The organism is Winogradskyella poriferorum, from assembly GCF_050618035.1.
Taxonomy (GTDB): Bacteria; Bacteroidota; Bacteroidia; order Flavobacteriales; family Flavobacteriaceae; genus Winogradskyella; species Winogradskyella poriferorum_A.
The window spans coordinates 352,652-376,622 of sequence record NZ_JBODPY010000001.1 but is presented as its reverse complement, the minus strand read 5'-3'; the positions used below and the strand labels follow the sequence as shown (position 1 = coordinate 376,622).

21 protein-coding genes are annotated in these 23,971 nt (G+C 32.4%); 14 read left to right on the top strand and 7 right to left on the bottom strand.

The window, feature by feature from the left end:
* Nucleotides 1-2 precede the first annotated feature (2 nt).
* Genes ACRHOC_RS01585 through ACRHOC_RS01560 form a run of 6 tightly spaced genes read left to right on the top strand, consistent with a single transcriptional unit; the run spans nucleotide 3 to nucleotide 8,710 of the window.
* The gene (locus ACRHOC_RS01585; RefSeq protein WP_431156750.1) at nucleotides 3-635 is read left to right on the top strand and encodes a hypothetical protein; all 633 of its coding nucleotides are present in this window, start codon (nucleotides 3-5) and stop codon (nucleotides 633-635) included.
* Entirely contained in the window at nucleotides 628-1,152 is a 525-nt protein-coding gene (locus ACRHOC_RS01580; RefSeq protein WP_431156749.1) for a DUF1643 domain-containing protein, read from the top strand. The genes ACRHOC_RS01585 and ACRHOC_RS01580 overlap by 8 nt, the downstream gene beginning before the upstream one ends.
* A 3-nt stretch (nucleotides 1,153-1,155) precedes the next feature.
* Nucleotides 1,156-4,167: a type I restriction endonuclease subunit R gene (locus ACRHOC_RS01575; RefSeq protein WP_431156748.1), complete on the top strand. Its 3,012-nt coding sequence runs from the start codon at nucleotides 1,156-1,158 to the stop codon at nucleotides 4,165-4,167.
* A gap of 3 nt (nucleotides 4,168-4,170) precedes the next feature.
* Nucleotides 4,171-4,425 carry a hypothetical protein gene (locus tag ACRHOC_RS01570; protein WP_431156747.1) on the top strand — a complete coding sequence of 85 codons (255 nt, stop codon included), beginning with the start codon at nucleotides 4,171-4,173 and terminating at the stop codon, nucleotides 4,423-4,425.
* A 6-nt stretch (nucleotides 4,426-4,431) separates the two neighbouring features.
* The gene (locus ACRHOC_RS01565) at nucleotides 4,432-7,416 is read left to right on the top strand and encodes an NERD domain-containing protein (protein ID WP_431156746.1); all 2,985 of its coding nucleotides are present in this window, start codon (nucleotides 4,432-4,434) and stop codon (nucleotides 7,414-7,416) included.
* Nucleotides 7,391-8,710 carry a tetratricopeptide repeat protein gene (locus ACRHOC_RS01560; protein ID WP_431156745.1) on the top strand — a complete coding sequence of 440 codons (1,320 nt, stop codon included), beginning with the start codon at nucleotides 7,391-7,393 and terminating at the stop codon, nucleotides 8,708-8,710. Before ACRHOC_RS01565 ends, ACRHOC_RS01560 begins: the two co-directional genes overlap by 26 nt.
* 55 nt (nucleotides 8,711-8,765) lie before the next feature.
* On the opposite strand, the gene ACRHOC_RS01555 is transcribed toward ACRHOC_RS01560, so the two are convergent.
* From ACRHOC_RS01555 to ACRHOC_RS01540, 4 genes are all read right to left on the bottom strand, one after another.
* Nucleotides 8,766-10,220, bottom strand: a complete 1,455-nt coding sequence (locus ACRHOC_RS01555; protein WP_431156744.1) for a hypothetical protein — start codon at nucleotides 10,218-10,220, stop codon at nucleotides 8,766-8,768.
* A 4-nt stretch (nucleotides 10,221-10,224) separates the two neighbouring features.
* Nucleotides 10,225-10,506 carry a helix-turn-helix domain-containing protein gene (locus tag ACRHOC_RS01550; protein WP_431156743.1) on the bottom strand — a complete coding sequence of 94 codons (282 nt, stop codon included), beginning with the start codon at nucleotides 10,504-10,506 and terminating at the stop codon, nucleotides 10,225-10,227.
* 110 nt (nucleotides 10,507-10,616) lie between these two features.
* The gene (locus ACRHOC_RS01545; protein WP_431156742.1) at nucleotides 10,617-11,450 is read right to left on the bottom strand and encodes an RteC domain-containing protein; all 834 of its coding nucleotides are present in this window, start codon (nucleotides 11,448-11,450) and stop codon (nucleotides 10,617-10,619) included.
* A gap of 1 nt (nucleotide 11,451) precedes the next feature.
* Nucleotides 11,452-12,762, bottom strand: coding sequence for a phage integrase SAM-like domain-containing protein (locus ACRHOC_RS01540; RefSeq protein ID WP_431156741.1), 1,311 nt, complete (start codon nucleotides 12,760-12,762; stop codon nucleotides 11,452-11,454).
* A gap of 330 nt (nucleotides 12,763-13,092) precedes the next feature.
* Here ACRHOC_RS01540 and ACRHOC_RS01535 point away from each other — a divergent pair, with 330 nt between their 5' ends.
* From ACRHOC_RS01535 to ACRHOC_RS01520, 4 genes are all read left to right on the top strand, one after another.
* Nucleotides 13,093-13,632 (top strand): cysteine dioxygenase, encoded by a 540-nt coding sequence (locus ACRHOC_RS01535; protein WP_431156740.1) that lies wholly within the window; start codon nucleotides 13,093-13,095, stop codon nucleotides 13,630-13,632.
* A gap of 502 nt (nucleotides 13,633-14,134) precedes the next feature.
* A complete protein-coding gene (locus ACRHOC_RS01530) occupies nucleotides 14,135-14,305 on the top strand; it encodes a hypothetical protein (RefSeq protein ID WP_431156739.1) in 171 nt (56 codons plus the stop codon).
* Between the two features lie 137 nt (nucleotides 14,306-14,442).
* Nucleotides 14,443-16,473 (top strand): tetratricopeptide repeat-containing sensor histidine kinase, encoded by a 2,031-nt coding sequence (locus ACRHOC_RS01525; protein WP_431156738.1) that lies wholly within the window; start codon nucleotides 14,443-14,445, stop codon nucleotides 16,471-16,473.
* Nucleotides 16,470-17,138 carry a response regulator gene (locus ACRHOC_RS01520; RefSeq protein ID WP_431156737.1) on the top strand — a complete coding sequence of 223 codons (669 nt, stop codon included), beginning with the start codon at nucleotides 16,470-16,472 and terminating at the stop codon, nucleotides 17,136-17,138. The genes ACRHOC_RS01525 and ACRHOC_RS01520 overlap by 4 nt, the downstream gene beginning before the upstream one ends.
* A gap of 249 nt (nucleotides 17,139-17,387) precedes the next feature.
* Here the strand turns inward: ACRHOC_RS01520 and ACRHOC_RS01515 are convergent, their stop codons facing one another.
* Nucleotides 17,388-17,885 (bottom strand): DUF456 domain-containing protein, encoded by a 498-nt coding sequence (locus ACRHOC_RS01515; RefSeq protein WP_431156736.1) that lies wholly within the window; start codon nucleotides 17,883-17,885, stop codon nucleotides 17,388-17,390.
* A gap of 118 nt (nucleotides 17,886-18,003) precedes the next feature.
* Between ACRHOC_RS01515 and ACRHOC_RS01510 the strand changes: the two genes are divergently transcribed.
* Genes ACRHOC_RS01510 through ACRHOC_RS01495 form a run of 4 tightly spaced genes read left to right on the top strand, consistent with a single transcriptional unit; the run spans nucleotide 18,004 to nucleotide 22,327 of the window.
* On the top strand, nucleotides 18,004-18,363 hold the full coding sequence (locus tag ACRHOC_RS01510; RefSeq protein ID WP_431156735.1) for a BlaI/MecI/CopY family transcriptional regulator: 360 nt from the start codon (nucleotides 18,004-18,006) through the stop codon (nucleotides 18,361-18,363).
* 2 nt (nucleotides 18,364-18,365) lie between these two features.
* The gene (locus ACRHOC_RS01505) at nucleotides 18,366-20,672 is read left to right on the top strand and encodes an energy transducer TonB (RefSeq protein ID WP_431156734.1); all 2,307 of its coding nucleotides are present in this window, start codon (nucleotides 18,366-18,368) and stop codon (nucleotides 20,670-20,672) included.
* The gene (locus ACRHOC_RS01500) at nucleotides 20,673-21,809 is read left to right on the top strand and encodes a tetratricopeptide repeat protein (RefSeq protein ID WP_431156733.1); all 1,137 of its coding nucleotides are present in this window, start codon (nucleotides 20,673-20,675) and stop codon (nucleotides 21,807-21,809) included.
* A 41-nt stretch (nucleotides 21,810-21,850) separates the two neighbouring features.
* Complete coding sequence (locus ACRHOC_RS01495; RefSeq protein ID WP_431156732.1) at nucleotides 21,851-22,327, top strand: hypothetical protein; 477 nt, start codon at nucleotides 21,851-21,853, stop codon at nucleotides 22,325-22,327.
* Here ACRHOC_RS01495 and ACRHOC_RS01490 read toward each other — a convergent pair.
* The gene (locus tag ACRHOC_RS01490; protein ID WP_431156731.1) at nucleotides 22,324-23,061 is read right to left on the bottom strand and encodes a Bax inhibitor-1/YccA family protein; all 738 of its coding nucleotides are present in this window, start codon (nucleotides 23,059-23,061) and stop codon (nucleotides 22,324-22,326) included. The two genes, ACRHOC_RS01495 and ACRHOC_RS01490, sit on opposite strands and share 4 nt — an antisense overlap.
* A complete protein-coding gene (locus ACRHOC_RS01485; RefSeq protein ID WP_431156730.1) occupies nucleotides 23,061-23,924 on the bottom strand; it encodes a hypothetical protein in 864 nt (287 codons plus the stop codon). The genes ACRHOC_RS01490 and ACRHOC_RS01485 overlap by 1 nt, the downstream gene beginning before the upstream one ends.
* Between the last annotated feature and the right edge of the window lie 47 nt (nucleotides 23,925-23,971).

The window sequence follows — 23,971 nt, the reverse complement described above, 5'->3', positions numbered from 1 at the left end:
GCATGGAGGAATTAGTAAATAGGGTAAAAAACATAATTGATATTTGTTGGGAAAGCTTTTCGGCAAAGGTTGGTTGTGGTCTTATTTCTATTAACAAAGAAGCTTCTATGCAATTACAATTTGCATACCTTTTAAAAAATAGTCTTGATTTAGCTATATACAACAATGATGAATCGGTAGAGCTTGAGCTGGAAACAGGTATACCTGTAAATGGACGTTTAAGAGAATGTGATATAGTTATGCGAATGGTTAAAGGAGAATCTAAACTGTATTTGCCAATTGAAATGAAGTGCTATAAAACGAAAACATCTACTGGTAAATTAAGAGGGGCACAAGATATTTTTAAATTGGGAGTTTATGAAGATTTGCAACTACTTGAAGCTTATGCAAATGCTTCTTATGCATCTGGAATTCAGTTAACTATGACTGATAGTAGAAACTTTGTTTATCCTAAAAGTAAAGAGGCAAAAAGTTGGGACTACGATATTTCTGATGGACATAAGATTAAGGGCGGTATTAATTTAAACACCCCAATTGGAGGTAAACCTGTTAATGTCAAACTTAATTTAGATTATAGTTTTAAATGGGCTCAGGTAAACAATTATTACTTTTTAAAACTTGAGTCTAATGATTAAATGGACATACATAACTAATAAAGATAATTCTGCTAGATATACTCTGGGTGAAATTGGTGAAAGCAACCTAATTTGCATTGGGATAAACCCTAGTACTGCTACCCCTGTAAAACTAGATACAACACTTAAGAGAGTTAAACGTATTGCTGATATTAATGGTTATGATGGCTGGATAATGTTAAATGTTTATCCACAGAGAGATACATATCCTGAAAATATCGATAGTATAGCCAATCTGGATATTATTCAAGATAATAACAAGGCTATTAAAGACATTCTAAGGGATTACGAATTAAGAGATATTTGGGCTGGATGGGGTGTTGAGATTACCTGTAGAGATTATCTAAAGAATTGCCTTTTTGAACTTTATGAAAACTTTGATGATTCTTTTAATTGGTTGCATTATGGTGATTTAACAAATGATGGACATCCAAGACATCCTTCTAGAATGTCCTATTCAGATACGTTTAAGCCTTTTGGGGTGGAAAATTATATTAAAAAGCTAAAACAAAAGTAATTTATGGCAAAAGGAATCCATACAGAATTAACATTTGAAGAAGCAATTGAAGCATCATTATTGGAAGAAGGGGGCTATGTAAAAGGACTGTCTCAAGACTTTGATGCTCAGTTAGGTTTATTTCCATCCTATATAACTAACTTCCTGAAAGACTCTCAGCCTAAAGCTTGGAATAAGTTAAGTAACATCCATAAGGAGGATGTAGAAACTAAAGTTGTTCAACGTCTAATTCGTGAATTGGATTTGAGAGGCACTCTTGATGTAGTTAGAAATGGATTTACAGATTACGGAGTTAAGTTTAAAATGGGCTATTTTAAGCCTGAAACTACACTTAACGAGGATGATAAGATATTATACAATAAAAATCATTTAAGCGTTACTAGGCAGCTTTATTATGAGCGTAATGGCAATAACTCTTTAGATATGGTATTGAGTTTAAATGGACTGCCAATTGCCACCATAGAGCTTAAGAATCAGTTTTCAGGTCAAGATGTTAGTAATGCTAAAAAACAATATGTTTTTGACAGAGAGCCAACCGAACCCATATTTGCATTTAAAAAGAGAGCTTTAGTACATTTTGCGGTTGATACAGATGAATGTTACATGACCACAAAACTAATGGCTAAGGCTACAAGATATTTACCTTTCAATTTAGGCTTTAACAATGGAGCAGGAAACCCGCCTAACAAAGATGGTTATAGAACTGATTACCTGTGGAAATATGTTTGGGCTAAGGATAGTTTCATGGACATTATTGGGAAATTTCTTCATCTTAATGTTGAAGAGTATGAATTAGATGGTTTGACAAGGAAAAAGGAAACTATGATTTTTCCTCGTTACCATCAATTGGATGTTGTTAGAAACTTAACCCAAAATTCAAGGGACAATGGGACAGGTAAAAACTACTTAATTCAGCATTCAGCAGGTTCAGGTAAATCCAATTCTATTGCTTGGTTGTCTTATCGATTATCTAGTTTACACAATGCTGGCAATGAGCGCATTTTTGATTCGGTAATTGTAATCACAGACCGCAGAGTTTTAGATAGCCAGTTACAAAATACCATTTATCAATTTGAGCATAAACAAGGTGTAGTTCAAAAGATTGACAAGAATTCACAGCAATTAGCTGATGCACTTGAAGCAGGTTCAAATATTATCATCACTACACTTCAGAAATTCCCATTTGTTCTTGATAAGATTGGAGATTTACCAACAAGAAGATATGCTGTGATTATAGATGAAGCACATTCTTCTCAAGGTGGTGAGGCTACAAAGAAAATGAAAGAAGTTCTTTCTGCTAAGACGTTAGAAGAAGCTGAGGAGCTAGAATTAGAATCTGGATTAGACGATGATGCAGAAGACGCCATTAGAAAATCTATGGAAGCAAGAGGCAAGCAAGATAATTTAAGTTTCTTTGCCTTTACAGCCACTCCAAAAGCCAAAACAATTGAAGTCTTTGGAACAATTGACGTTGATGGTAAGCCTAAACCTTTCCATGTATATAGTATGAAGCAAGCTATTGAAGAAGGTTTTATCTTAGATGTATTACAGAACTACACAACTTACAAAACATATTTTAGACTTTCAAAAGAAATAGAAGAAGACCCAAAAGTAAACAAGAAACAAGCATCTAGGGCAATTGGTCGTTTTCTTTCTTTGCATCCCCATAACCTTGCTCAAAAAACGGAAGTTATCATTGAGCATTTTAGACAAGTTGTTTCCAAAAAAATTGGAGGAAAGGCAAAAGCAATGGTTGTAACTAGTTCTAGGTTGCATGCAGTTAGATATAAAGAAGAATTTGATAAGTACATAAAAGATAAAGGTTACAAGGACATTAAAACAATTGTTGCCTTCTCTGGTAAGGTTATATACAGTGGTTATCCAGAAGGAGTAACGGAAGTGGAACTTAATGGTTTTAAAGAGAAAGAGTTGCCTAAAAAGTTTGGTACAAATGAATATCAACTGTTATTAGTTGCTGATAAATATCAAACTGGGTTTGACCAACCATTATTGCATACTATGTATGTTGATAAGAAATTATCAGGAGTAAAATGTGTTCAGACACTTTCAAGATTGAACAGAATGTATGCAGGGAAGGAAGACACATTTATATTAGATTTTACCAATGAAGTTGAAGACATCATAAGTTCCTTCCAACCTTATTATGAGTTAACAACTATAGAATCAAATACAGACCCAAATCATCTTTATGACTTGAAGCATGAGATAGAAAAAGCTCAAATTATTTGGCAATCAGAAGTAGATAATTTTTGTAATATTTATTTCAAATCCATCAATGCATTAAACGTGAAGCAGCAGAGTAAATTGAATGCATATATAGACCCTGCTGTGGAGCGTTTTAAAGAGCTTCCAGAGGAGAATACAAAGGAAGATACACTAGATATCATAATCAATCAGGAAGACTTTAAACACGCTTTAAAAGCCTTTGTTAGAACCTATTCCTTTTTAACTCAAATCATGCCTTTTACCGATGTGGATTTGGAGAAGCTGTTTACTTATTCTAGGTTTTTATTAAAGAAATTACCACGTAAAAATCAACGAGATAGATTTAAGCTTGGTGATGAGGTTTCATTAGAATATTATAGGCTACAAAAGATAACTGAGCAAAATTTGGTATTAGAAAGTCAAGGTGAGTATGGATTAGATACTATTACTGAATCAGGTATAAGAGTCTCTAAAGAGGAGAAAGAAGCTCTATCTGAAATTATTAGCGTGCTCAATACTAAATTCGGAACGGAATTTACTGAAGCTGATAAACTCTTTTTTGACCAAATTGAAGAAGAATTGGTAGCAGATGATAGGCTAACGGAACAAGCCCAAAACAACACATTGGATAATTTCAAGTTTGGTTTTGAAGATGCTTTTATGGACAAACTAATTGGAAGGATGGAACAAAATCAGGATATCTTTTCTAAAATGATGGATGATAAGGATTTTGGGAAGATTGTAAGGAACTATATGCTGAAGAAGGTTTATAAACGTTTAAATCAATAAATAATGATTGTTGGAGATTATATAGAAAACATTGAATGTGAAAGTTTTCTTGACCCAGAAACGGGTCGAGTTAGAATAAGACCATTGCCAAATCAAGGCATACCTACCAACCTTGTAATTGAATGTAGCAGAACTTTTAGAGATACAGCTAAGTATCCACTAAGAACGAAATTCAAAACGGAAAATGTTAAGGTGTGTCAAAAAGATGTTGGACGTATTTACTTGAGAGCTCAAGACCAAATGTTGTATAAGATTTAAATGTAAATGCCAATAAAAGTTTACCGAAATAAGTTTGAACATGTTCATGAAAATATATTTTTCAGAAAATTAGCTTTGGAGTTAATTGAGCGTTATAAATATAGCAAAGGACAATATGCGTTCATTGGAAACCCTGTAATTACCGACCAAGATGGTCAAAGGGTTGCGCCAGATGCCCTATTTATATCCTCATCTTCTTTTGTGATAATTGATTTTAAGAATTATTCAGGAGAATTAGAATTACCCGAACCAGAGAATTTTCGAGTAGAAAATTGGACAATTAATGGGAAGTCGGTAAAAGGAGGGAATCAGAAAAATCCATATATACAACTGTCAAAACACAAACAAAAAATTGGTGATTATATAATCTTTAATAAGGCAAAATTTTTAAGTAAAAACTCAAAATTTCATACAAGGTTTATTGATTGTGTTGTTAGTTTTACTAGTGAAGTAAGCATAAGTGGCAGTATACCTAATGAGGATAAAAACTGGTTTTTCATTGCCGATAAAAATACGGTTCTACCAACACTTGAGGATATTACTTCTACAAGAATAAATTTAAGTGATGGTGATTTAGAAAGACTGGCTCACTTATTTAGTACTACTTTATGGAATCCTGAAGATAAGTTTAAAGTAGATGAGGAGCAAGATTTAAAAAGTGAAATAAAATATAGTTTAACAACTGAACAGAACAATGTTTTTGCTGAGGTGGAAAAATTCTTGAAGAACGATGAACAACAGATATTAATTCTGTCTGGGTCGTTTTCATGTGGTAAGACATTTTTAATCAATCATATAATCAACAATATACCAAAAAACACAATTAAAGGTTGTGAAGTTCTTGCTCCCCATAATCGGATTGCGAGAAATGTTAGAAAGCAGGTGGAATCGGTAAATACCCTTTACAGTTATGTGTTTAAATTTTCAGAAGAAATAGAGGTTGAAGTTAATGATAAAGAATTAGAAATTGAATTGGAAAATGATGAATCAGAAGGAGAGTTAACAGATACAAAATTGATTTTTAATATTAGGGAAAATAACGACCCAGAATCTTATCTCTATATTGTTGATGAAGCTCATCATTTAACAGACTCAGGTTTTATAAGTGATAATATTCAGTTTGGAACAGGGTATCTTCTGTCCGATTTTTTGACTTTTGCCAATATTGAAGAAAGTAAGCGCAAGATTATTTTCGTTGGAGATAATTATAGGCTTGGTTATGGCAGTTATGAAGAATCAGCGTTATGTTCGAGTTATCTAAAATCAAATTATTTCCTTGACTGTAAAGAATTGGAAATCCCACCTTATCCGCCTACAAATAATAATATTGTTAAGCAAGCATTTAATATAAGAGGACAAATAATTAAAGACCAATATAATCAATTGGAGTTAATTGATTCGGATTTGGTAAAGGTGTCAAAGTCAGGTAGTCATTTGAAGGAGTCAATGGCAAAGCACTTCGGAAATGAATTGTACAATACTAAAATTTTATCTTACTCTAATGATAATATTTCACAATCAAATAATTGGGTTAGAAAAAACGTATTGAATAAAAATAATGAACTCGAAAAGGGTGATATTCTACTTATAGAGAATGACGTTGTTGTTGCTCCCGATAACCCGTTTGCTGTTCCTCAACGAATTTTTAAAGGAGAGTTTGCAGAGGTAATTACTGTTGGTGATGAAATTGAGCCCATTACGCAACCATTCAAAGGGAGGAAACCCGTTGTAATTAAGTATAGGGAACTTAGGTTAAAATTAATTGAAAGAAACTTGGAGGTTTCTGTTCTTAGTAACCTTAACTACTGGGTTTCAAAAGATATATCAAAAGAAGAATATATTGCTCAGAGGATTTATATTAGTAGGAAGATTGGAGAGCAAATAAAAGAAGAAAAAAATTCCTCTGAGGATTGGAGAGAATTCAAATTATCACAAAAATATTTGAGATTTGAAAATACTGTAAAAGAACTCACTGATGCGGAAGCCCGAGGAGAACAAGTTAAGACTAAATTAAAGGAAGCCAAGGCTGATATCAATCGTCTAGAAAAACAGTTTTGGAAAAAGCGGAGAATTGAACTTAATCGTGAAATTAAATTTCATGATAAGTATATAAATGCTTTGAATTTAAATTACGGTTATGCTTTGACAGTCCACAAAGCACAATCATATAAATGGAAGAATATTTTTTTTAACTTAAATCCAGACGGACGAGGTACTTCAAATAAGCAATACTTTAAGTGGGTTTATTCAGGGATAGGTTGTGCTATCAAAAGACTATTCTTGATAAATCCCCCATATATAACTCCTTATTCAAAATTAGAATGGAGAGATAACCACAATTGTACGGTCAAAAATGAAAGTTCTGATTTTTTTCCTTTTACTGAAGAAACTCCAGTAAGGTTAATCGATAAGCCTAAGTCTTTTGAAGATAAAGATGATGTGTTATATCATTTTTATTGCTGGATTTCAAGAGAACTAGCTTCATTAGGTGTGATTGTCAATTCTGTATTACATCATAATTATGCTGAGCATTACAATATTGAAAATTCTAAAGGAGACAGAGGTAAACTAATAATTTACTATGATGGTCAAAATAGATTCAAACGACATCAAATTGTTACATCCACTAATGATGAATTTAAAAAAGAGGTTGACGAATTTTTAACTATGATGAAGTCAAATTCTATTAACCTCTATAATTCAGGACTGAATTTTAGTGATACTTTATTTGAAAAACTGTATGACCATATTAAATCAGATTTAGAATCTAAAAATATTGAATTAGTATCAGTAAAAGAGGGGAAATTCTCGGATAGATTCATTTTTAAGTCAGATGACGATTTGTTAATGTTAGACGTTTTTTTAAACTCAGAGGGTTTCTTGACAACAGTTTATCCAATTAAATGCAATAGTGCTTCTCTTTATGATGAGTTGAAAATTATTTTTTATGACTTTATAGATAAAAATGGAAAATCAATTACAGAAAGCTAAAGAACTAAGGCAAGAAAAAAAATTTGATGAAGCGGTTGTTTTGTATGAGCAATTATATGAAGGTGAGTCTGTTGTTTTTAATCATTGGGATATTTGGAGTTATGTCCATTCATTAAAAAATTGTGGTCAATTAGATAAGTCGATTGAGCTTTCTGAAAGGTATGTGGAAGGGTTTCCCGATTTTGAGTTAATAAAAAATAATTTGGTTTGGGCGTATTTCGATAAATATATAAGAAACTTTAACTCTGATTTTATTGTTGAAATAGAAAGAGCTTTAAACCGAATACATGAATTAAATGGTCAGCAGGAAGTAAGCGAAAATAACAATATTCCGTGTCCATTTACAATTGGAGTATTTAAGGTTTTAAAGCACTTTAGGCGACCAAATTTTAATTTGTTTAAAACTAGGTACTGGATTGATAAGATTTCTCCTGAAAAGCTTTCAAGAAGAGAGCAATCCATAGAACAAAATGGCGTTGAAAGAAAATTAGCATCAGATTTTGAAAAGTATTATTCTTATCTGATTTCTCTACAATATGGGGAGGGGGCTTTCGAAGAGTGTATTAAAAGTGCAGAATTGGCATTAGAAACTATTACTAATTTCCATTATAACAATGCTAATTGGTTTAAAAGAAGAATGGCTTTAAGTTATTTTGAGTTGGGAGAACTGGAAAAAGCAGAAGAAATTTTAAAACCTTTAGATAAAGGAACAAATGAAAAATGGTTTATCGAATATGAGTTAAGTCAAATTTACTTCGAACAAGGGAATTTTGATAAGTCTCTTGAATTTGCTTTAAAGGCTGCTAAGAACTTTGGGGATGATTTTATGAAAGTTAATTTATTTACCCACCTTGCTAGGATATTTTATAAACAGGACAAATTTGAATATGCTAAAGAACATGCCCAATTAGTTATCTGTATTAAAAAGGATAATGGGTCGCAATTAGATTCAAAACAAGAAAAGTTGATTGCCTTTTTTAAACTGGACAAGAATTCTTCTATAGGCTTGAGAGAGCAGAAGAAAATTGTTGAGGATATTTGGAATGATTTGTTGTTCGATGGTCAACCAATGAATCATGGTAAAATATCTAAAATACTCCCAAATGGTAAAGCAGGTTTCATAAGTCTTAATGATAGTCGGGAATCATATTATTTCAGTTTTCAATCTATAAAACAAGGGAGGAGATTTGCTAAAGAGGGAAAGAGTGTTAGTTTTTTTCTAAAAGAAGGGTTTGACAAAAAAAAGAACGAGATTAAAATGAATGCATGTGAGATAATTGTTTTGAAGAATTAAATCTGTTTTAAATGCAAGGGTTTGTTTTTCAGTAAGTAGCATGTTTAAATTTTAATTAAAAACATGCTACATTAGGGGTAATAAAATTATTATTATCTGTATTCTTTATTTCTTTCCAATCTTCTAATTCTATTTTAGGTTTAATACTTGTTAGTTCCTTGATAATAGATTTCATTTCTTTTTTCAGTTGAGGCACAAACTTTGTGGTCGTTGCTAAAGCATCATGAATACTAAATAATGGCATTTCTGGATATTTTACATGAATCTCCTTTGCTACACAATCTAAAAGTATGTGAGCTTCAATATGTTGTAAAAGAAAGGAGAAATTAATTTTGTTTTCATCAAGGCAAACGAAAATTTTATGGATACTAGGATAAGTTTCTCTAAATACTTTTGCTTCTTTTATTGTTGTTTTTGGTTTACTGTAGAATATTTCCATTAATACAGCCTTAACAAGGTCTCGAGATGTTTTATATTCTTTTTTTGTTCTGTGCCGTTTTTCTATTTCTCTTTTCTTCCGACTTTTTCTCTTTTTGTTTCTTTTGTAATTAGAGACCATTCTATAAGGTTGTCCTTTTTCATCGAAACTAATATTTAGTTTTTTCTCAAATTCGTCATACAAATCTTTATTTAAAACAGTGAGTACAAATTCTCTTAATTCATTAATGTCTAAATCTAGATTAAAGAGTTTATTTATTGTTGTTTCGTCAAGTATTTCAATGGCATTTATTTGTTTGAGCAGTTGTTTATCCTTCTTTACAATTGCAACAATCAGTACGCAAAGAAAAAACGGCTGAGAGGTTTTTAAATCTACTCCAACAATAGGATGCCCGTCATATCTGATATGCTTTCTTATAACTTTTGGCGTTCTAGTAAGGTTAGTGTGAAGTCTGTTGTCTGAGTTTGGTTTGATAGAATACTTCCATTCTTGTTTTATAAATTCTTTTATTAGTACCATGCTGGCATTTCTTTTCCTTTTGGCTTTAGCCGTGATTGTGTTTTGGTTAATTTCGTTAAAAGCCTCTATTGCATTTATTGTCAGCCTATCGTCAAAGAATTTTACAAGGTGTGGTCGTTTTACTTGGCAAAACTTATTTTTTTCTTGTTGTATTGAATCTCTACCACTGCTATCAAACTTTTTCAAAAGAGTTATACTCTCAATGTTATAAGATACTAGAGGAGAGGTCAAAAATCTAACTGATAGGACAAAGCTTTTACATTCATGAATATCTGCTCCATAGTCTTTCTCTTTTTTAATGAAATCTTCTTTTACAAAAAATGCAAGATACTTGTTATATGAAGCGTGATAGCTTTTTAGTCTTTGAGAATCTAGTGAAATTATGTCCGTTCGCTCTTCTTCCCTAAAATTGGTAGGAATGCTGTTAAACAAGCTTAGAAAAAACACTGCAACATCTAGTTTTAATTTTGGTTTAGGGTTGTTGCTGTTGTGTTTTTTAAGTGCAATAGTTAAATCCTCTAAAAGCTGCTTTTGAATTAGTACGGTTTTCATAGCTCTATTGGTTTAACTCAATAAGAGCTTGTTCAACTTCCCTTCTTATGTAATATCTTCTTCCTCCTAATCCGTAGATTTTAAGTTTGCCTTCCTTAGTCCAGTTGCTAACTGTTTGAGGATTTGTTTTCAATAGTAAGGCAACTTCTTTTCTCGAAAGATATTCGGTAGGTTTTGTTTGATTAAGAGATTGTTTTAGTTCTTCAATTTCTCTTTTTAATAATTCCAGAGGCTTTAGTAAGTCATCTGGCTTTAAGCTGTGTAGCTGTGTGATAATATTTGACATCGTAATGGTTTTTACATTAAACGATGCTAAATTACACAACTGACTAAAAATCAATTAGTTAGTAAATAGTTGCTAACTATGAATTTTAACATGTTTTAACTAAAACTCCGTTATTTAAGTCTATCAAGAATTGATTTTCTTAGTGAACTATCTAACATTGGGATGAATACGGTTTCGTCCTTTACTCGATTCCTAATGTCTGCTTTGTATTTCTCATGATATAGCTTATCGATATTGAAAAGATTGGCTAAATAATCGTAAAATTTCTTTTCGGATATTTCCCCGACCCCTTTTCCAATATTAACACTTTTGCTTTCAATAAGTGCCATTGCTAGTTCAACTAAATGGGTTGGTTTGGCATTCCATTTTAATTTGGAGTTATCAATTTTACTTATTGATAAATCTCTCAAGTTATTCTTTATTGATAATTTTTCAGTGCCATTGTCTTCTTTAGAGAATGTGACGGTAAAGTCATTGTCTTCTAAAATCCCGATTAAATATTCTTTAGCTCTATCAACAGAATAACCAATAGACTTGATTAGTTTAATATCCAAATAATTTGGTAACTTGAAGTGAATGAGCTTATTCAATTCGTCATGAATGAAATCATGTTCTTTTGAATCTTTGTATTCAATTTGAAAAGTTTTTAATCTTGATTGATATGTCTTTTCGTATGTGTCGAATTCACATCCCAAGAAGTATGTGTTGGATTTGTTAAGAGCCTCATATTCTATTTTAAACTTATTACATATTGATGCTTCGTACTGATATTCAGGGGATGCTTTTGCTTCTTTTTCTAACTCTTCCAGAGAATGGTTTGTCTCTGGTGGTAAATTATCACCTTTAGGGTTTGTTATTATTTCAATGCTTCGCTCAATATCTTCCAAATAGCTTTTGTATTCTCTCTCTACTTTAAGAGTCTCTCTAAATTCTTTAGGTATCATTTTAATTAGCTTCTTTAATAACTGTTAGTTTCGGTTCTTTGCGTTCTTTGAGTCCTTTTGTTTTGTAATACTCAAGAAATGCTCCAATATGAGTGTCTTCAGCTTGATTAATATAATTTAAAAAGGTGCTTTCTTTCTTGTGACCTGTAACTTTCATTATAAGTGGAGTTGGCATTTCCCCGTAATGTAAAGAGGCAAAAGTCCTGCGTCCAACATGAGTGCTTAAGTATTTATATTTTGGTCTTAGTTTCTTTACTCCTCTTCTTCCTTTTTCTTGGATTCTTCCCATAATCATATCGTCTATACCTGCTTTCTCTCCAATTTCTTTGTAATGTTTATTTAATTTTTGAATTGAAACTGTATATGGCAGTCCATTTTCGAAAATTTCTCTGACTTTGGGTAATACTGGAATATTAATAGGTATGTTTCCTTTTTTCTGAATTATTTTTATTATCAAGTCTTCTCCATAAGGTTTAAAGTTTTCCTCGGTAATTCGGGTAGTCAAAGCCTGTCCTCTTTGACCAGTGTAGCATCCTAATATAAGCCATTTACGAGCATTGATTAATGCTTTGCTAGTTAGTTCTGTATTTTCAATTTTTTCAATCTCTTGGGCTGTTAATGCTATGACATCCATGTCATCGTCGTATGCGGAAGCTTGTTTTGTTTTTATACTGTCAAGGTCAATTGCAACATCTATTCCTTTTCCTTTAGCATATTTGCAGATGCCTTTTAAGTCTGACAATTTTTTGGTGGAATAAGTTGAAGAGTAATTCTTGGTTTCTAAAAGCCAAGTTTTGATTTCGTTAAACTTATTGCTGTTAAGTTCCTTAATTTTTATTTTTCTTTTACCTTGGAATTCATTGAATAATTCTTTGAGTCTCTTGTATGCATTAATCCGACATGTTCCTAATCCTATTCCTCCTTTACCATTTTCCCTTGTGGGTGCTTCGTTAATTATTTGTTGAATTACATCTATAGTATATTCACTAAAATTATGTTCAGTTGGAGGATTGTAATACAAGTGAACTTGGTGAGTTAACCATTCTTTTGATATGTCATTTATATCTGTTTCTTTAAAAGCTCCTAGAATGTGGTTTTCAATATTCTGTAACTCCGTATTTACCTCAAGCTGTTGTTTTTTGAGTTGTGCATCTTTGGTGTTTTTAAAGTGTTTTTTCCAATAGTCTTTTTCAACCTCGTACTTAACCTTAGAACTATAGACATGGTCAGTGTCGTTATGTCTATATAATAATCTAAGGGTAAGAGGTGCTTTCAGCTTTGTAGAACGGTAAAGAAAGTTGACTGTTGCCATGACATTAGAATTGGTTTAAGTGCAAAATTAATAAAATTGTACGGTATTTGTACGGTTAATTTTGTTTTCTTTTTTGTTTATTTGATTTTTTAACTTTTCAAAAACCCCTTATTTCATTGGTTTTTTGGCGTTGTTGTTCGTGTTTAAAGGGTCTGTGGATGTAAATGTAGTAAAATAAAATAAATGGTTTCAAGTCCCGTCCAGACCGAAAAAAGCAAATCGCTAAAGAATTTTCTTTAGCGATTTTTTTGTTTCAAAGTTAAATTAGTCTTCCTATTGTTTAGTTTGTGAATTTCGTTGGCAAATATTATTTTACACAAAAATTCACAATTGCAAAAAGTAGTATCCATATCCCAACTGATTACGTCTATTAAAGATTCAGAATGGAAAGCTATTGATCAGATTTTAGAAAACTTAGCAATTCCTTTAGAGGCCTTTGATGAGTTTCAGAAATGGAAGACCGAGGGCTACTCTAGAAATTACATCTACAAGTCTGAAGAATTTGAATTACTGTTAGTGTGTTGGAATAAAAATGATGCGTCTGTAATACACGATCATGGTGGACAGAAATGTTGGGTCTACCAATTAGATGGTGAAATAATGGAGAATAGGTACGAGTTAGATGATAATCTAAATTTAAAAAGTACTATGAATCATGTTTACAAAAAAGGAGATTATTCCTTTATGGATGAAAGTATGGGTTTTCATAATTTAGCCAATACATCCGCAGGCCGTGCCATGACACTTCATGTATATATGTCTCCGATACTGTCTTGTAATGTATATGATTCTGGAGCCTGTATGGTTAGTCATAAGAATTTGGATTGCCAGTCTGAGAATAACAATGAAGTCGTGTTTAACAGTAATTAAGCCGATTAAAATAAGTATCAATTATGTTGTATTATAAAATCGGGTGTTATATTTTTGTCGAATAATCAATGAAAAACCTATTCTTAACAGAATAGTTTATATAAAGATGTTGTGTTGTGCTCAGTATTTCTGAGACGTAGTAAAAACCCAAATTAATGGGTATTTACCAATGAAAGGCTTTCCTTTTTTCAGTTTTGAAAATTGGGATGCTTTTTTGTTTTTAGAAGATTTTTAATCCAAAAACAACACTTAATCGATGAAAATATACATTTTATCCTATTTTTATTTGTAGGATTGATAAATACATCTATATTTGATGTTCTTGTAATGCCCTAAATATCTCTTTACAAGAAATCCATTTAACTTTTATACAAAACGTCCCTCGTTTTTTTTAGTACAATTTAGGCGTCGCCTACAATAGTTAATTATCCATTCCCTTCCCTCATTACAACGATAATCGTTGTGATCAATGTTGACTATAATAAACCCTAAATTGAGAAATATGAAAACTCTAAAAATTACTCTTACATTAGTTGCTATTGCATTATTAACGGTTTCTGGAGTTCAGTCTGAACAAGTTATGACAGAGACTAGTGACAAAGATCAACCTGCGAAAGTAGATCTATTAGCAAAAGGAAAAAAGAAAGCTAACATGATGCCTTCGGAAGGATAAGGTAATTATTTCAAACATATAAATGAGCCTATAGCAAGTATTGTTATGGGCTTTTACTGCGTTTATATGTCTAGGTAATTTCTCGGGTTAGATTACCTAAAAAATTTTAACTTTGAGAGTAAATTAAACTAGGACTCTTGAGGTTTAAACTGCTTATTTTATTTTCTTGCATAACAGTATCTACTGCATTGTTTTCGCAAGAAAATAACTCATTATTAGATTCTATATTTATTTTACGAGATTTATCTTCAGACAAATCTCTATCTAAAACAGAGCGTATAGATTACGGCTTAAGAGCCGTAGCCTTATCTAAAAAAACAAAATCAGATACAACAACACTCATTAGCCAACGAAAATTGGCTTATACTTATTTACTTACAGGAGAATTTGAGTTGTACAAAATCAATTCCTTAAGAAATTTAGAGACTGCTCGAACCTTAAAAGATTCTACAGGTATTGCCTTAATTAATGCAGGTCTGGGTTATTTATATAGTGAGATTGAGCTTGATAAAGCAGAGGCCTACACGTACTATCTTGAAGCCTTAAAGTATTTTGATGCTTTAGATATGTCCTATGATAAGGCTAATATTCTTTATAATATTGCCTCGATACAAGACGACGAAAAGGATTATTTAGGTAGCGAACAAAATGCAATTAAAGCACTTCGAATTTTCGAAAGCTTAGATTTAGAGGACGTAGAGTCAAAAAAGTATACTATTCTTAATCTATTAGGCTTGGTCTCATTAAAACTTCAAAATTATGACGAGGCTCTAGAATTTCACAATCAAGCAGTTGATTTGACAAAGAATTTAGAGGATGGAAGACAATTAGAAATTGAGTCCTTAAACAATATTGCAATTACTTATCGCGAAAAAGGAGACTATAAAAACGCATTGAATATTTTTTCTGAAATTATTGATAGTCCTCAACTTAAAGCGGATATGTCATTTTATGGTTTGGTCTTAAACAATTTTACCTATACTAAGTTTTTGAGAGGTGAGTACGATTATAAAGAGGTTGAAAATGATTTAAAAAAATCCCTTGAAATTAGTGAGGAATTGGAAGATGAGTACACAAAGTTATACGCTTCTTTAGATCTTGCTAGATTTTATAAACGTAATAAGGTTGCAGATTCTTCTAAAAAATATGCCCTTCAGAGTTATCGTCTCGCCAAGTCCATTCCAATAAATGATTACTATTTAGAGTCTATGCTCGTTCTAGCAGAACTCACTAAAGGTGATGAAAGTAGTTCCTACCTCAGAGAACATATTAGGGTTGCAGATAGTATTTATGGTAAGGAACGCGCTACTCAGAATAAATTTGCTAGAATTGAGTATAAAACAGATAAGTTAGAAGCCGAAAATGAACAGATTTCGAAAGAAAATCTATACTTATTAATCCTCTCAATTGGTTCGGTGTTAGCCGCTATTATTGTGTATTTGTTTATATCGCAACGTGCTAAGAATAGAAAGCTGAAATTAATTCAAGTTCAATCTAAGGCTAATGAAGATATTTATAATCTTATGCGTGAACAACAGGATAAAGTAGATGAAGCTAGGGCACTTGAGAAAAAACGTATTTCGGAAGAATTGCACGATGGTGTTCTTGGCAGATTATTTGGAACGCGCCTGAGTTTGGATAGTATGAATTTAAAGGATGGGAAAGATGCTATAAAAACAAGAGCAGAATATATTGGTCAACTTAAAACTATCGAGGAAGATATTAGGAAAATCTCACACGAATTAAACACAGATTTTGTAGCCGGTTCTGGTTTTATAGATATTGTATCGGAGTTAATTTCTGGTCAAATGCAGGCTTACGAGCTTCAATATGAGTTTGACCATAGTGATGAAATAGACTGGGATGTAGTTGATAATAGAGTTAAGATAAACATTTACAGAATCATACAAGAAGCCATGCAAAATGTTTATAAGCATGCACAAGCCAAGCTAATAAAAATTAGTATTTCACTTCAAAAAAATGTAATTTGCTTAAGTATCATCGACGATGGTATTGGATTCGATACTTCCAAAAATAAAAAGGGGATTGGTTTAAAAAACATCACATCTCGAGTAGAGGATGTTAATGGAGAAATCGAATTTGTATCTAAGATTGGAGATGGTACTGCTATTAACATTGAAATTCCGTACTTAAAGAAATCGACATGAAACATATTAACATTTTAATGGTAGATGATCATCCAATAATTATTGAAGGCTACCAAAATGTGTTAATGTCGACCAAGGAAGAAGATCAAACGCTTCTTATAGATACGGCGAATAACTGTGACACAGCACAGTTAATGATTAACAGAGCATCAAAAGCTACACCTTATGACGTCTGTTTTTTTGATATTAGCCTTCCAGCATCTGAAGATGGGAGGTATGCATCTGGTGAAGATTTGGCCTTATTGGCTCAAAAGGTAATGCCAGATTGTAAGATAATTATCCTCACCATGTTTAATGAATCTTTTAGGATTCATAATATCATTAAAGAAATTAATCCAGACGGATTTTTAATTAAGAGCGACCTTACCTCAATGGAATTGGCAGATGCATTTCAGCAAATATTAAAATTTCCACCTTACTACAGTAGTACAGTAAGCAATTACATTAAGAAAACTATTTCGAGCGAAATTTATGTTGATGATGTCAATAGAAAAATTCTGCATTTATTATCACAGGGTATAAAAACTAAAAGTCTTAGTGAGTATATTCCACTATCTACAAGTGCTATAGAGAAGCGAAAAAAGCAACTAAAATTGTTGTTTTCAGTCACCGATGGAAAGGATGAGTCTTTACTTCAAGAAGCACGCGAAAAGGGTTATTTATAATTAAATCCTAAAAAAAGCACACATTTTAGCTATATAAAAACAGGGCATGAGGCACCGTTATTATTGAAAATTACGGTTTTGCCTCACCAAGTTTGCGGATTTACCGCAACAAAAAGTAAGGTTGGTCACATATATTTACATCAGTCAACAAGAATTAATTAATCCCTCTTTAAGTCATTGTTGAGTTAATAGCAAGAAAATGAACCTGGAAGCAGATGCTTCCAGGTTTTTTCATTTATAACTGTTTTTTTAAATCCAAGGACCTGTATGTTCAGACAGTTTAATGATAAAAAAACCAAGGAAAATTATGGCTACAATAAATTTTAGAAATGAAGAGGCTATAAAACCTAGAAATGAACCAAAAGCCGCTTTAAGCGCTTTATCAATGTCATTGCGATGAATCATTTCCCCAATAAGTGCTCCTAAAAAAGGCCCTATTATTATCCCAAAGGGGATAGGAGACAATAAACCAACTACTAGACCAATCGTTGTTCCTATCATTCCAGACCGACTTCCTCCAAATCGTTTAGTGCCAAGTGCTGGAATAATATAGTCTAAGACATATATAAATACTGCAACAGCCAGTGTCGCAATTAGAAAGGTTTGACTGAGTTCTATACCATCGGTAAAATGAAGGACTAGAAGCCCAACCCAACTTGTTAATGGTCCAGGTAAGATGGGCAGAAAACTACCAATGATACCAAGGAACATTAGAACCAGTGCTATAAATATTAAAAGTATATCCATTTAATCTGTTTAAATTCACTGGTATGACGTTAGTTTTAAGAAATTGTTACATTTTAACTAAAAAATTAGTTGAAACTAAAAATTTAGTTATATTTGTTATAACTAAAAACTTAGTTCTATGAAGCAATTAACAAAAGCGGAGGAAGAAATAATGCAAGCTTTATGGCAATTAAAGAAGGCCAATGTTAAATCAGTCATTGAGATTTTACCAGAGCCAAAGCCTGCTTATAATACGGTATCGACTATAATTAGGATTTTAGAATCTAAGGGATTTGTAGATTATGAAAAACAGGGTAAAGGTCATATTTATTTTCCAATGGTAGCCAAAGAATCCTATAGTAACCAGTCAATAAATAAACTTGTAGACAACTATTTTCAGGGCTCATTTAAAAGTATGGTATCCTTCTTTGTTCAAAAAAATGATATCGATGTTAAGGACATCGAAGGCTTGTTAAAAGAAATAAATAAAAACAACTAGGTATGCTTTATAATATTATTCAAATTGTTGCATTTCAGGCTTTGTTTTTACTAGTCTATGATTTGGTTTTTAGAAAGGAAACTTTTTTTAATTATAATCGTGCTTATTTACTTATATCTTCGGTTTTATCGTTGGTATTGCCATTCTTAAAGTTACCAAGATTACAATCTGTAACTACAAAAGACTTTGTTATTGAGTTGCCAGAAGTTTTAATTGGAGCCGAAACACTTACCGAAAATGAAATCCAAATTGCTGAAATTACCGGTATTACCGTTGAGCAATCATCTCAACCCATTTGGCAAACTATTTTAATAATTGGAGGTTGTATTGCTTTAGCTTTATTTCTTTTCAAACTCTCCAAAATCTTCTGGATGCGAAGTAATAATCCAAAGCGTTGGAGAAATAACGTTTTGGTGGTACGTCTCATTGAGAGTACTAAAGTTTTTTCATTTTTCAACATGATTTTTCTAGGAGATCGTATTCCAGAAAAAGAACAATCAACCATTTACAATCATGAGTTAGTACATATTAAAGAGTTGCATAGCTTAGATCTTCTATTTTTCGAAATCTTAAGGATCATATTTTGGTTTAACCCACTTGTTTACATTTATCAAAATAGAATCAAAGAGTTGCATGAATATATTGCAGATGCTAAGGCAGTAAAGCATCATGGTGCTTCTAATTATTATCAGGCATTATTAAATCAAATATTTGATGTCAATAATGTCTCCTTTACCAATACTTTCTTTAATAAATCATTAATCAAAAAACGAATTGCAATGCTACAAAAATCAAGGTCTAAGAAGACCAATCTTTTAAAATACACCTTACTCTTACCAGTGGTACTAGTAATGCTTATATATACATCTACAGAAGTTAAAGCACAACAAAACCTTGAAACGCAATCATATAGTAATCAAGACCCAACGGAGGAGCAATTGATAAAGAAGTACTACGACCAGATTGTATCCATGAAGAATAATGGTGCTGACTTTGCTGAAATTTCTGAATTTGCAGGTATCGGTAAAAAATACTTAGACAAGTATGTGCTATCAAAAGAAGCGTTTTTAAAGTCTAAAGCTTATATGGAATATGTGGCTGATGACATGATTAGGCGAAAATCTGAGCAAGGTGTACTTACGGATAAGGACACTGATTTAGCCAATAAAATGAAACTTCGCGGAACTTATGCAGAACACCGAGATTGGCTAAAAACTAAAGAGGCCATGGAGCATTGGGAGTCTTATGCAAGAGATGGTCAATTACGTTTAGTTGTTGGTGATTTAGCCAATAAGACTAAAGAGGAACAAGCTCGTTTTGATGCACTTTTAAACCAGCTTTCAAATGATAAGGCATTTACGAGTCTTATTGTTTGCGATACTAAAGGTAGCTCGCGATTAGAACTTTTTAGTGATGAACCAACAGAAAGTCCAGAAAAGAAAATAGAGGCAGAAGAATCTATAGAAGTACCATTTGCAGTAATCGATGAAGTACCAACAACTCTCGAATGCAAAGACTTGCCAACTAATGCAGAGCGTAAAAAATGTATGAGTCAATTTGTGGCAAAGCATGTCAACAAAAATTTTAATATAGGTTTAGCAGATTCATTAGGTGTTACGGGGCGTCAGCGCATTTTTGTGTCGTTTAAAATTGATAAAGAAGGTCTTATAAAAGATGTGAGAGCTAGAGCATCTAAGAAAGAATTTGAAACAGAAGCCATCCGTGTTATTAAGACCCTTCCTCAGTTTACACCTGGTAAACAAAAGGGTAAGACTGTAATTGTACCATATTCATTACCAATCGTCTTCCAGGTAGCAGAAAGTAAAAAATCAACTTCAACAAAGGAACAAGACGAAAATAAAGTTTCCGAGACCGTAAAGAAAACAGAAATTGAAGATTTAAGCAATTCAGATAAGAATGCCTCACAGAATAATGAATCTGAGCGCTTTGATCTCTATCCAACTCATCTTGATTGTGTTAATTTAGAAACTGAGGATGAGCGAAAGAAATGTACTACTGCTAAAGTGAGTGTTTTTGTTAATAAAAATTTTAATACTAAAATGGCAAGTACCTTAGATCTTAGTGAGGAAACGCAACGTATTATTGCGAGTTTTACAGTTGGAAAGGATGGTGCTGTTAAGGATGTTAAAGTAAATGCCACACACCCAAAACTAGTTGAAGAGACCGAACGTGTGATTAATTTATTACCACAATTTAAGCCTGGTGAAAAAAAGGGAGAAAAAGTAGAGGTGCCTTTTACGTTGCCAATTTATTTCAAGGTAGTAAAGGATAAAAAGAAAAAGGATTAAATGCGATTTTATTTAAGTCTGGCATTTCTGTGTATTACCACAATATGGATAAAGGCGCAGAATAATGAAAATAGTGGTGATGCTCTTTTTGCTGTAGGAAATTATTCAAAAGCCATAGAGGCGTATGAATCAGAATCAGATTCATTAATTAGGTACGATAAAATTGCAAAGGCTTACGTAGCTATTGGAAACTATGGAGCTGGTTTAGAAAATTATAGGCGCGCTATAGCGTCGCAACCAGAGAATAGTTTGGTGCAATATGAATATGCAAAACTATTAACGCGCACAAAGCAGTATGATGAGGCCAAAGATATATTGGAAGGCCTTATAACTTCAGACAGCTTAAATCCAAATTTTCACTATGAACATGGGTTGGTCTTGGAAAAGCAAAATGACACCTTAGCATTAGAGGCTTTTAAAAGGACTTTTGATTTAGATGAATCACATCAAAAAGCCATTTTTAAAATTGCCAAAAACCATATCAAAAAAAGAAAGTTTGAAGAGGCTCATATTTTAATTGATAAGGGCTTAAAAGTCTATGCTAATAACATAGAATTGATTAGCTTAAAAGCACAGGCCTATTATTTTCAAGAATATTATACCCATTCAGTGGTTTGGTTTAAAAAACTGATAGAATTAGGTGAAAAATCGGAGTTTATACATGAGAAGTTAAGTCTGAGTTACGCTCAAAATTCAGATTATCAAGATGCTATATTTCATCGCAAGGAGGCCTTAAAATATGATCCGTATAATGCAGATGCCATATTTGTTATAGGGTCTTACTATGAACGTCTCAGTGATTTTGAAGAGGCTGAAGATTACTATAGGAAGGCTTTATTTTTAAAGGATGTATCCTTGTCCAACGAGTATCAACGACTAGGTAGAATCTTAAATCGTCAGAAAAAATATAAGGAAGCCATTGAGGCGTTTCAAAAAGCATTAAGAGAAGATCCTAAAGATATAATGACGGAGTTTTTCTTAATCAGAACAAAGGATGAATACTACGCAGATAATGATTCTAAGATTAAATTGTACGAAGCGTTTATCGAAAAGCATGAAGAAGAAACGCCATTTGTTGCCTTTGCTAAAGATCGCTTGGATAAACTGAAGAAAGAAAAGTTTTTAGAACAAGACTAAAATCTAAAAAAATTGTACTTTTCAGTATCTTAACTATACTGATGAGATTTCTAGCATTTCTTTTTGTCTTTTTATTTATGACGTCCTGTGATCATTTTGAAAAAAAGAAAGTGTATTCAGAGGATTTATTGGAGGAAGAACTACATACCTTCAATTGGAATGAAGTAGATACTTATCCTACATTTGCTAATTGTGATTCATTAAGTACAAAGGAAGACAGTAAATTGTGCTTTCAAAACACGCTAGTAAATACCGTAAATACGTATTTAAGCGAACAGCAACTCGTAGTAACAGATGATGTTAGCGATACTATAAAACTCAAGTTAATAATTGATAAGACTGGTAGTTTAAAGGTAGAATCTATTGATTATAAGCCAGCAACAAAGCTCGCAATTCCAGAGATAGAGCAATTGATTTTAAATAGTTTAAATGCAGTTCCAAAAATTTATCCGGCCATTAAACGTGGTCAACAGGTGACGACAGCATTTGAGTTTCCGGTCGTGGTAAAAATAGACTAAAATCGAATCGCTAATTTTTGCATCAACCTAAGGACTTCTACGTACAGCCAAATGAGGGTTGCTAGCAGTCCCCAAGTCGCTAACCACTCTTTATATTTGGGAGCCTTTCCTTTATAGCGTTCTATATAATCAAAATCCAAAAGAAGTGCAAAAGATGCTACGATTGCGGCAATAACATTAAACGCAATTGCAAACCAAGATGTTCCCCAGATATATGTTTTTATACCAAATAAATTCAGAATAAATGAGATGATATAAACGACCATAATACTCACTGTTGCAGTGATGATAACACTTCTAAGTTTTTTTGTAACCACTATGATCCGTAGTTGATAAAGTATAAGCATTACAAAAAATGTGATTATGGTGACACCAATTGCCTGATAAGGTAATTCCGGAAAATTTCTATGAGCATAAGATGAAAAACCGCCTAAGAAAAACCCCTTGGCAATAACATAAAGTGGCACCAAAATGTGCGCCCAGTGTTTTCTTACTGAAATGATAATACTAATTACAATAGAGCCTAACATGCCACCTAATGTAAACCAGCGCATTGGCATACCATCTTCATTGAGCTTCCATAAGTAAACAGTTATTGCAGCGATAACTACAATACCTATCATGGACTTAATAAAAATCCCAAAGACAGACATGGTTTTAGAGGAGGACTGATCATCTTCCCAGAAATAACCATTAAATACAGGATTGGAGGTCTTAAAATTACGTAGGCTCATTAGAGATTAAATTTATAGCCAATTGAAATATCAGTTGAAAAATTATCTTGATTATCTAAAAAAACTGAGAATAATTCACCGTAAATGATGGTAATAAAACCATTTTCACTAACCTTAATATCGGAGCCAATTCCAAAGATTAAAGGGAGATCAAATGCAGTTTCACTTATCTCTAAGGTGTTATTGGTGGATCCAATAACTGTACTATTGGTAAAGTTTAATGTGGCAAACTTTACTTGTCCATAAAGCGCAAACTTTGAGGAATTGACGAAACGGTAACGGTAACCAAGTGAGAATTCTGTGGCACTATATTTAAACGCATCACTTTCAAAAGCATGTCTAGCCTGTAGAAACCCTGAATGTCGAGGTAATGTTTGTGATTCAAAGATTTCAAGTTCTGCACCAATGAGTGGTGATATGGTATTATCTGGGTTACTGACAAAGGGATTGTTGGTTATACCACCAGAAAAACCAAGTCTAAAATCTATTTTACGTTCACGCTCTACAGATACGTAAGAACTGTCTGCTGTTTGGTTGTAGGCGTCCAAAAATTTCTTGAGATCATAAACCGTAAGTTTAAGTTTTTTGGTATTAGAACCATTAGTAAGCTTACTAAGTACAGTTTTATATTCCTCTTGGTATTTGTTGTTTGATCCTTTGGTGTTTTTTAATTCAATAATATCACCGTTATCAGTACGCACAAAATATCGGTATACACCATCAAACGTATTCCACAATAAATCTAATTTTCCTTCTAATTCGGTTTTTAATTCTAAATTTTCATCTTGGAGAGTGTAGGTTTCTTGAGCATAATTCAATTGAAATGCCATACAAAAAAGAAGTGCAGTTAGAATATTTTTCATCTTTAAGTTGATTTGGTTTTAGTAAAGCTACCAAAAAAAACTAGAAA

Coding starts and splice junctions, on each gene's coding strand:
- ACRHOC_RS01585 (WP_431156750.1), top strand. CDS start 3: ATGGAGGAATTAGTAAATAGGGTAAAAAACATAATTGATATTTGTTGG.
- ACRHOC_RS01580 (WP_431156749.1), top strand. CDS start 628: ATGATTAAATGGACATACATAACTAATAAAGATAATTCTGCTAGATAT.
- ACRHOC_RS01575 (WP_431156748.1), top strand. CDS start 1,156: ATGGCAAAAGGAATCCATACAGAATTAACATTTGAAGAAGCAATTGAA.
- ACRHOC_RS01570 (WP_431156747.1), top strand. CDS start 4,171: ATGATTGTTGGAGATTATATAGAAAACATTGAATGTGAAAGTTTTCTT.
- ACRHOC_RS01565 (WP_431156746.1), top strand. CDS start 4,432: ATGCCAATAAAAGTTTACCGAAATAAGTTTGAACATGTTCATGAAAAT.
- ACRHOC_RS01560 (WP_431156745.1), top strand. CDS start 7,391: ATGGAAAATCAATTACAGAAAGCTAAAGAACTAAGGCAAGAAAAAAAA.
- ACRHOC_RS01555 (WP_431156744.1), bottom strand. CDS start 10,220: ATGAAAACCGTACTAATTCAAAAGCAGCTTTTAGAGGATTTAACTATT.
- ACRHOC_RS01550 (WP_431156743.1), bottom strand. CDS start 10,506: ATGTCAAATATTATCACACAGCTACACAGCTTAAAGCCAGATGACTTA.
- ACRHOC_RS01545 (WP_431156742.1), bottom strand. CDS start 11,450: ATGATACCTAAAGAATTTAGAGAGACTCTTAAAGTAGAGAGAGAATAC.
- ACRHOC_RS01540 (WP_431156741.1), bottom strand. CDS start 12,762: ATGGCAACAGTCAACTTTCTTTACCGTTCTACAAAGCTGAAAGCACCT.
- ACRHOC_RS01530 (WP_431156739.1), top strand. CDS start 14,135: ATGAAAACTCTAAAAATTACTCTTACATTAGTTGCTATTGCATTATTA.
- ACRHOC_RS01520 (WP_431156737.1), top strand. CDS start 16,470: ATGAAACATATTAACATTTTAATGGTAGATGATCATCCAATAATTATT.
- ACRHOC_RS01515 (WP_431156736.1), bottom strand. CDS start 17,885: ATGGATATACTTTTAATATTTATAGCACTGGTTCTAATGTTCCTTGGT.
- ACRHOC_RS01510 (WP_431156735.1), top strand. CDS start 18,004: ATGAAGCAATTAACAAAAGCGGAGGAAGAAATAATGCAAGCTTTATGG.
- ACRHOC_RS01505 (WP_431156734.1), top strand. CDS start 18,366: ATGCTTTATAATATTATTCAAATTGTTGCATTTCAGGCTTTGTTTTTA.
- ACRHOC_RS01500 (WP_431156733.1), top strand. CDS start 20,673: ATGCGATTTTATTTAAGTCTGGCATTTCTGTGTATTACCACAATATGG.
- ACRHOC_RS01495 (WP_431156732.1), top strand. CDS start 21,851: ATGAGATTTCTAGCATTTCTTTTTGTCTTTTTATTTATGACGTCCTGT.
- ACRHOC_RS01490 (WP_431156731.1), bottom strand. CDS start 23,061: ATGAGCCTACGTAATTTTAAGACCTCCAATCCTGTATTTAATGGTTAT.
- ACRHOC_RS01485 (WP_431156730.1), bottom strand. CDS start 23,924: ATGAAAAATATTCTAACTGCACTTCTTTTTTGTATGGCATTTCAATTG.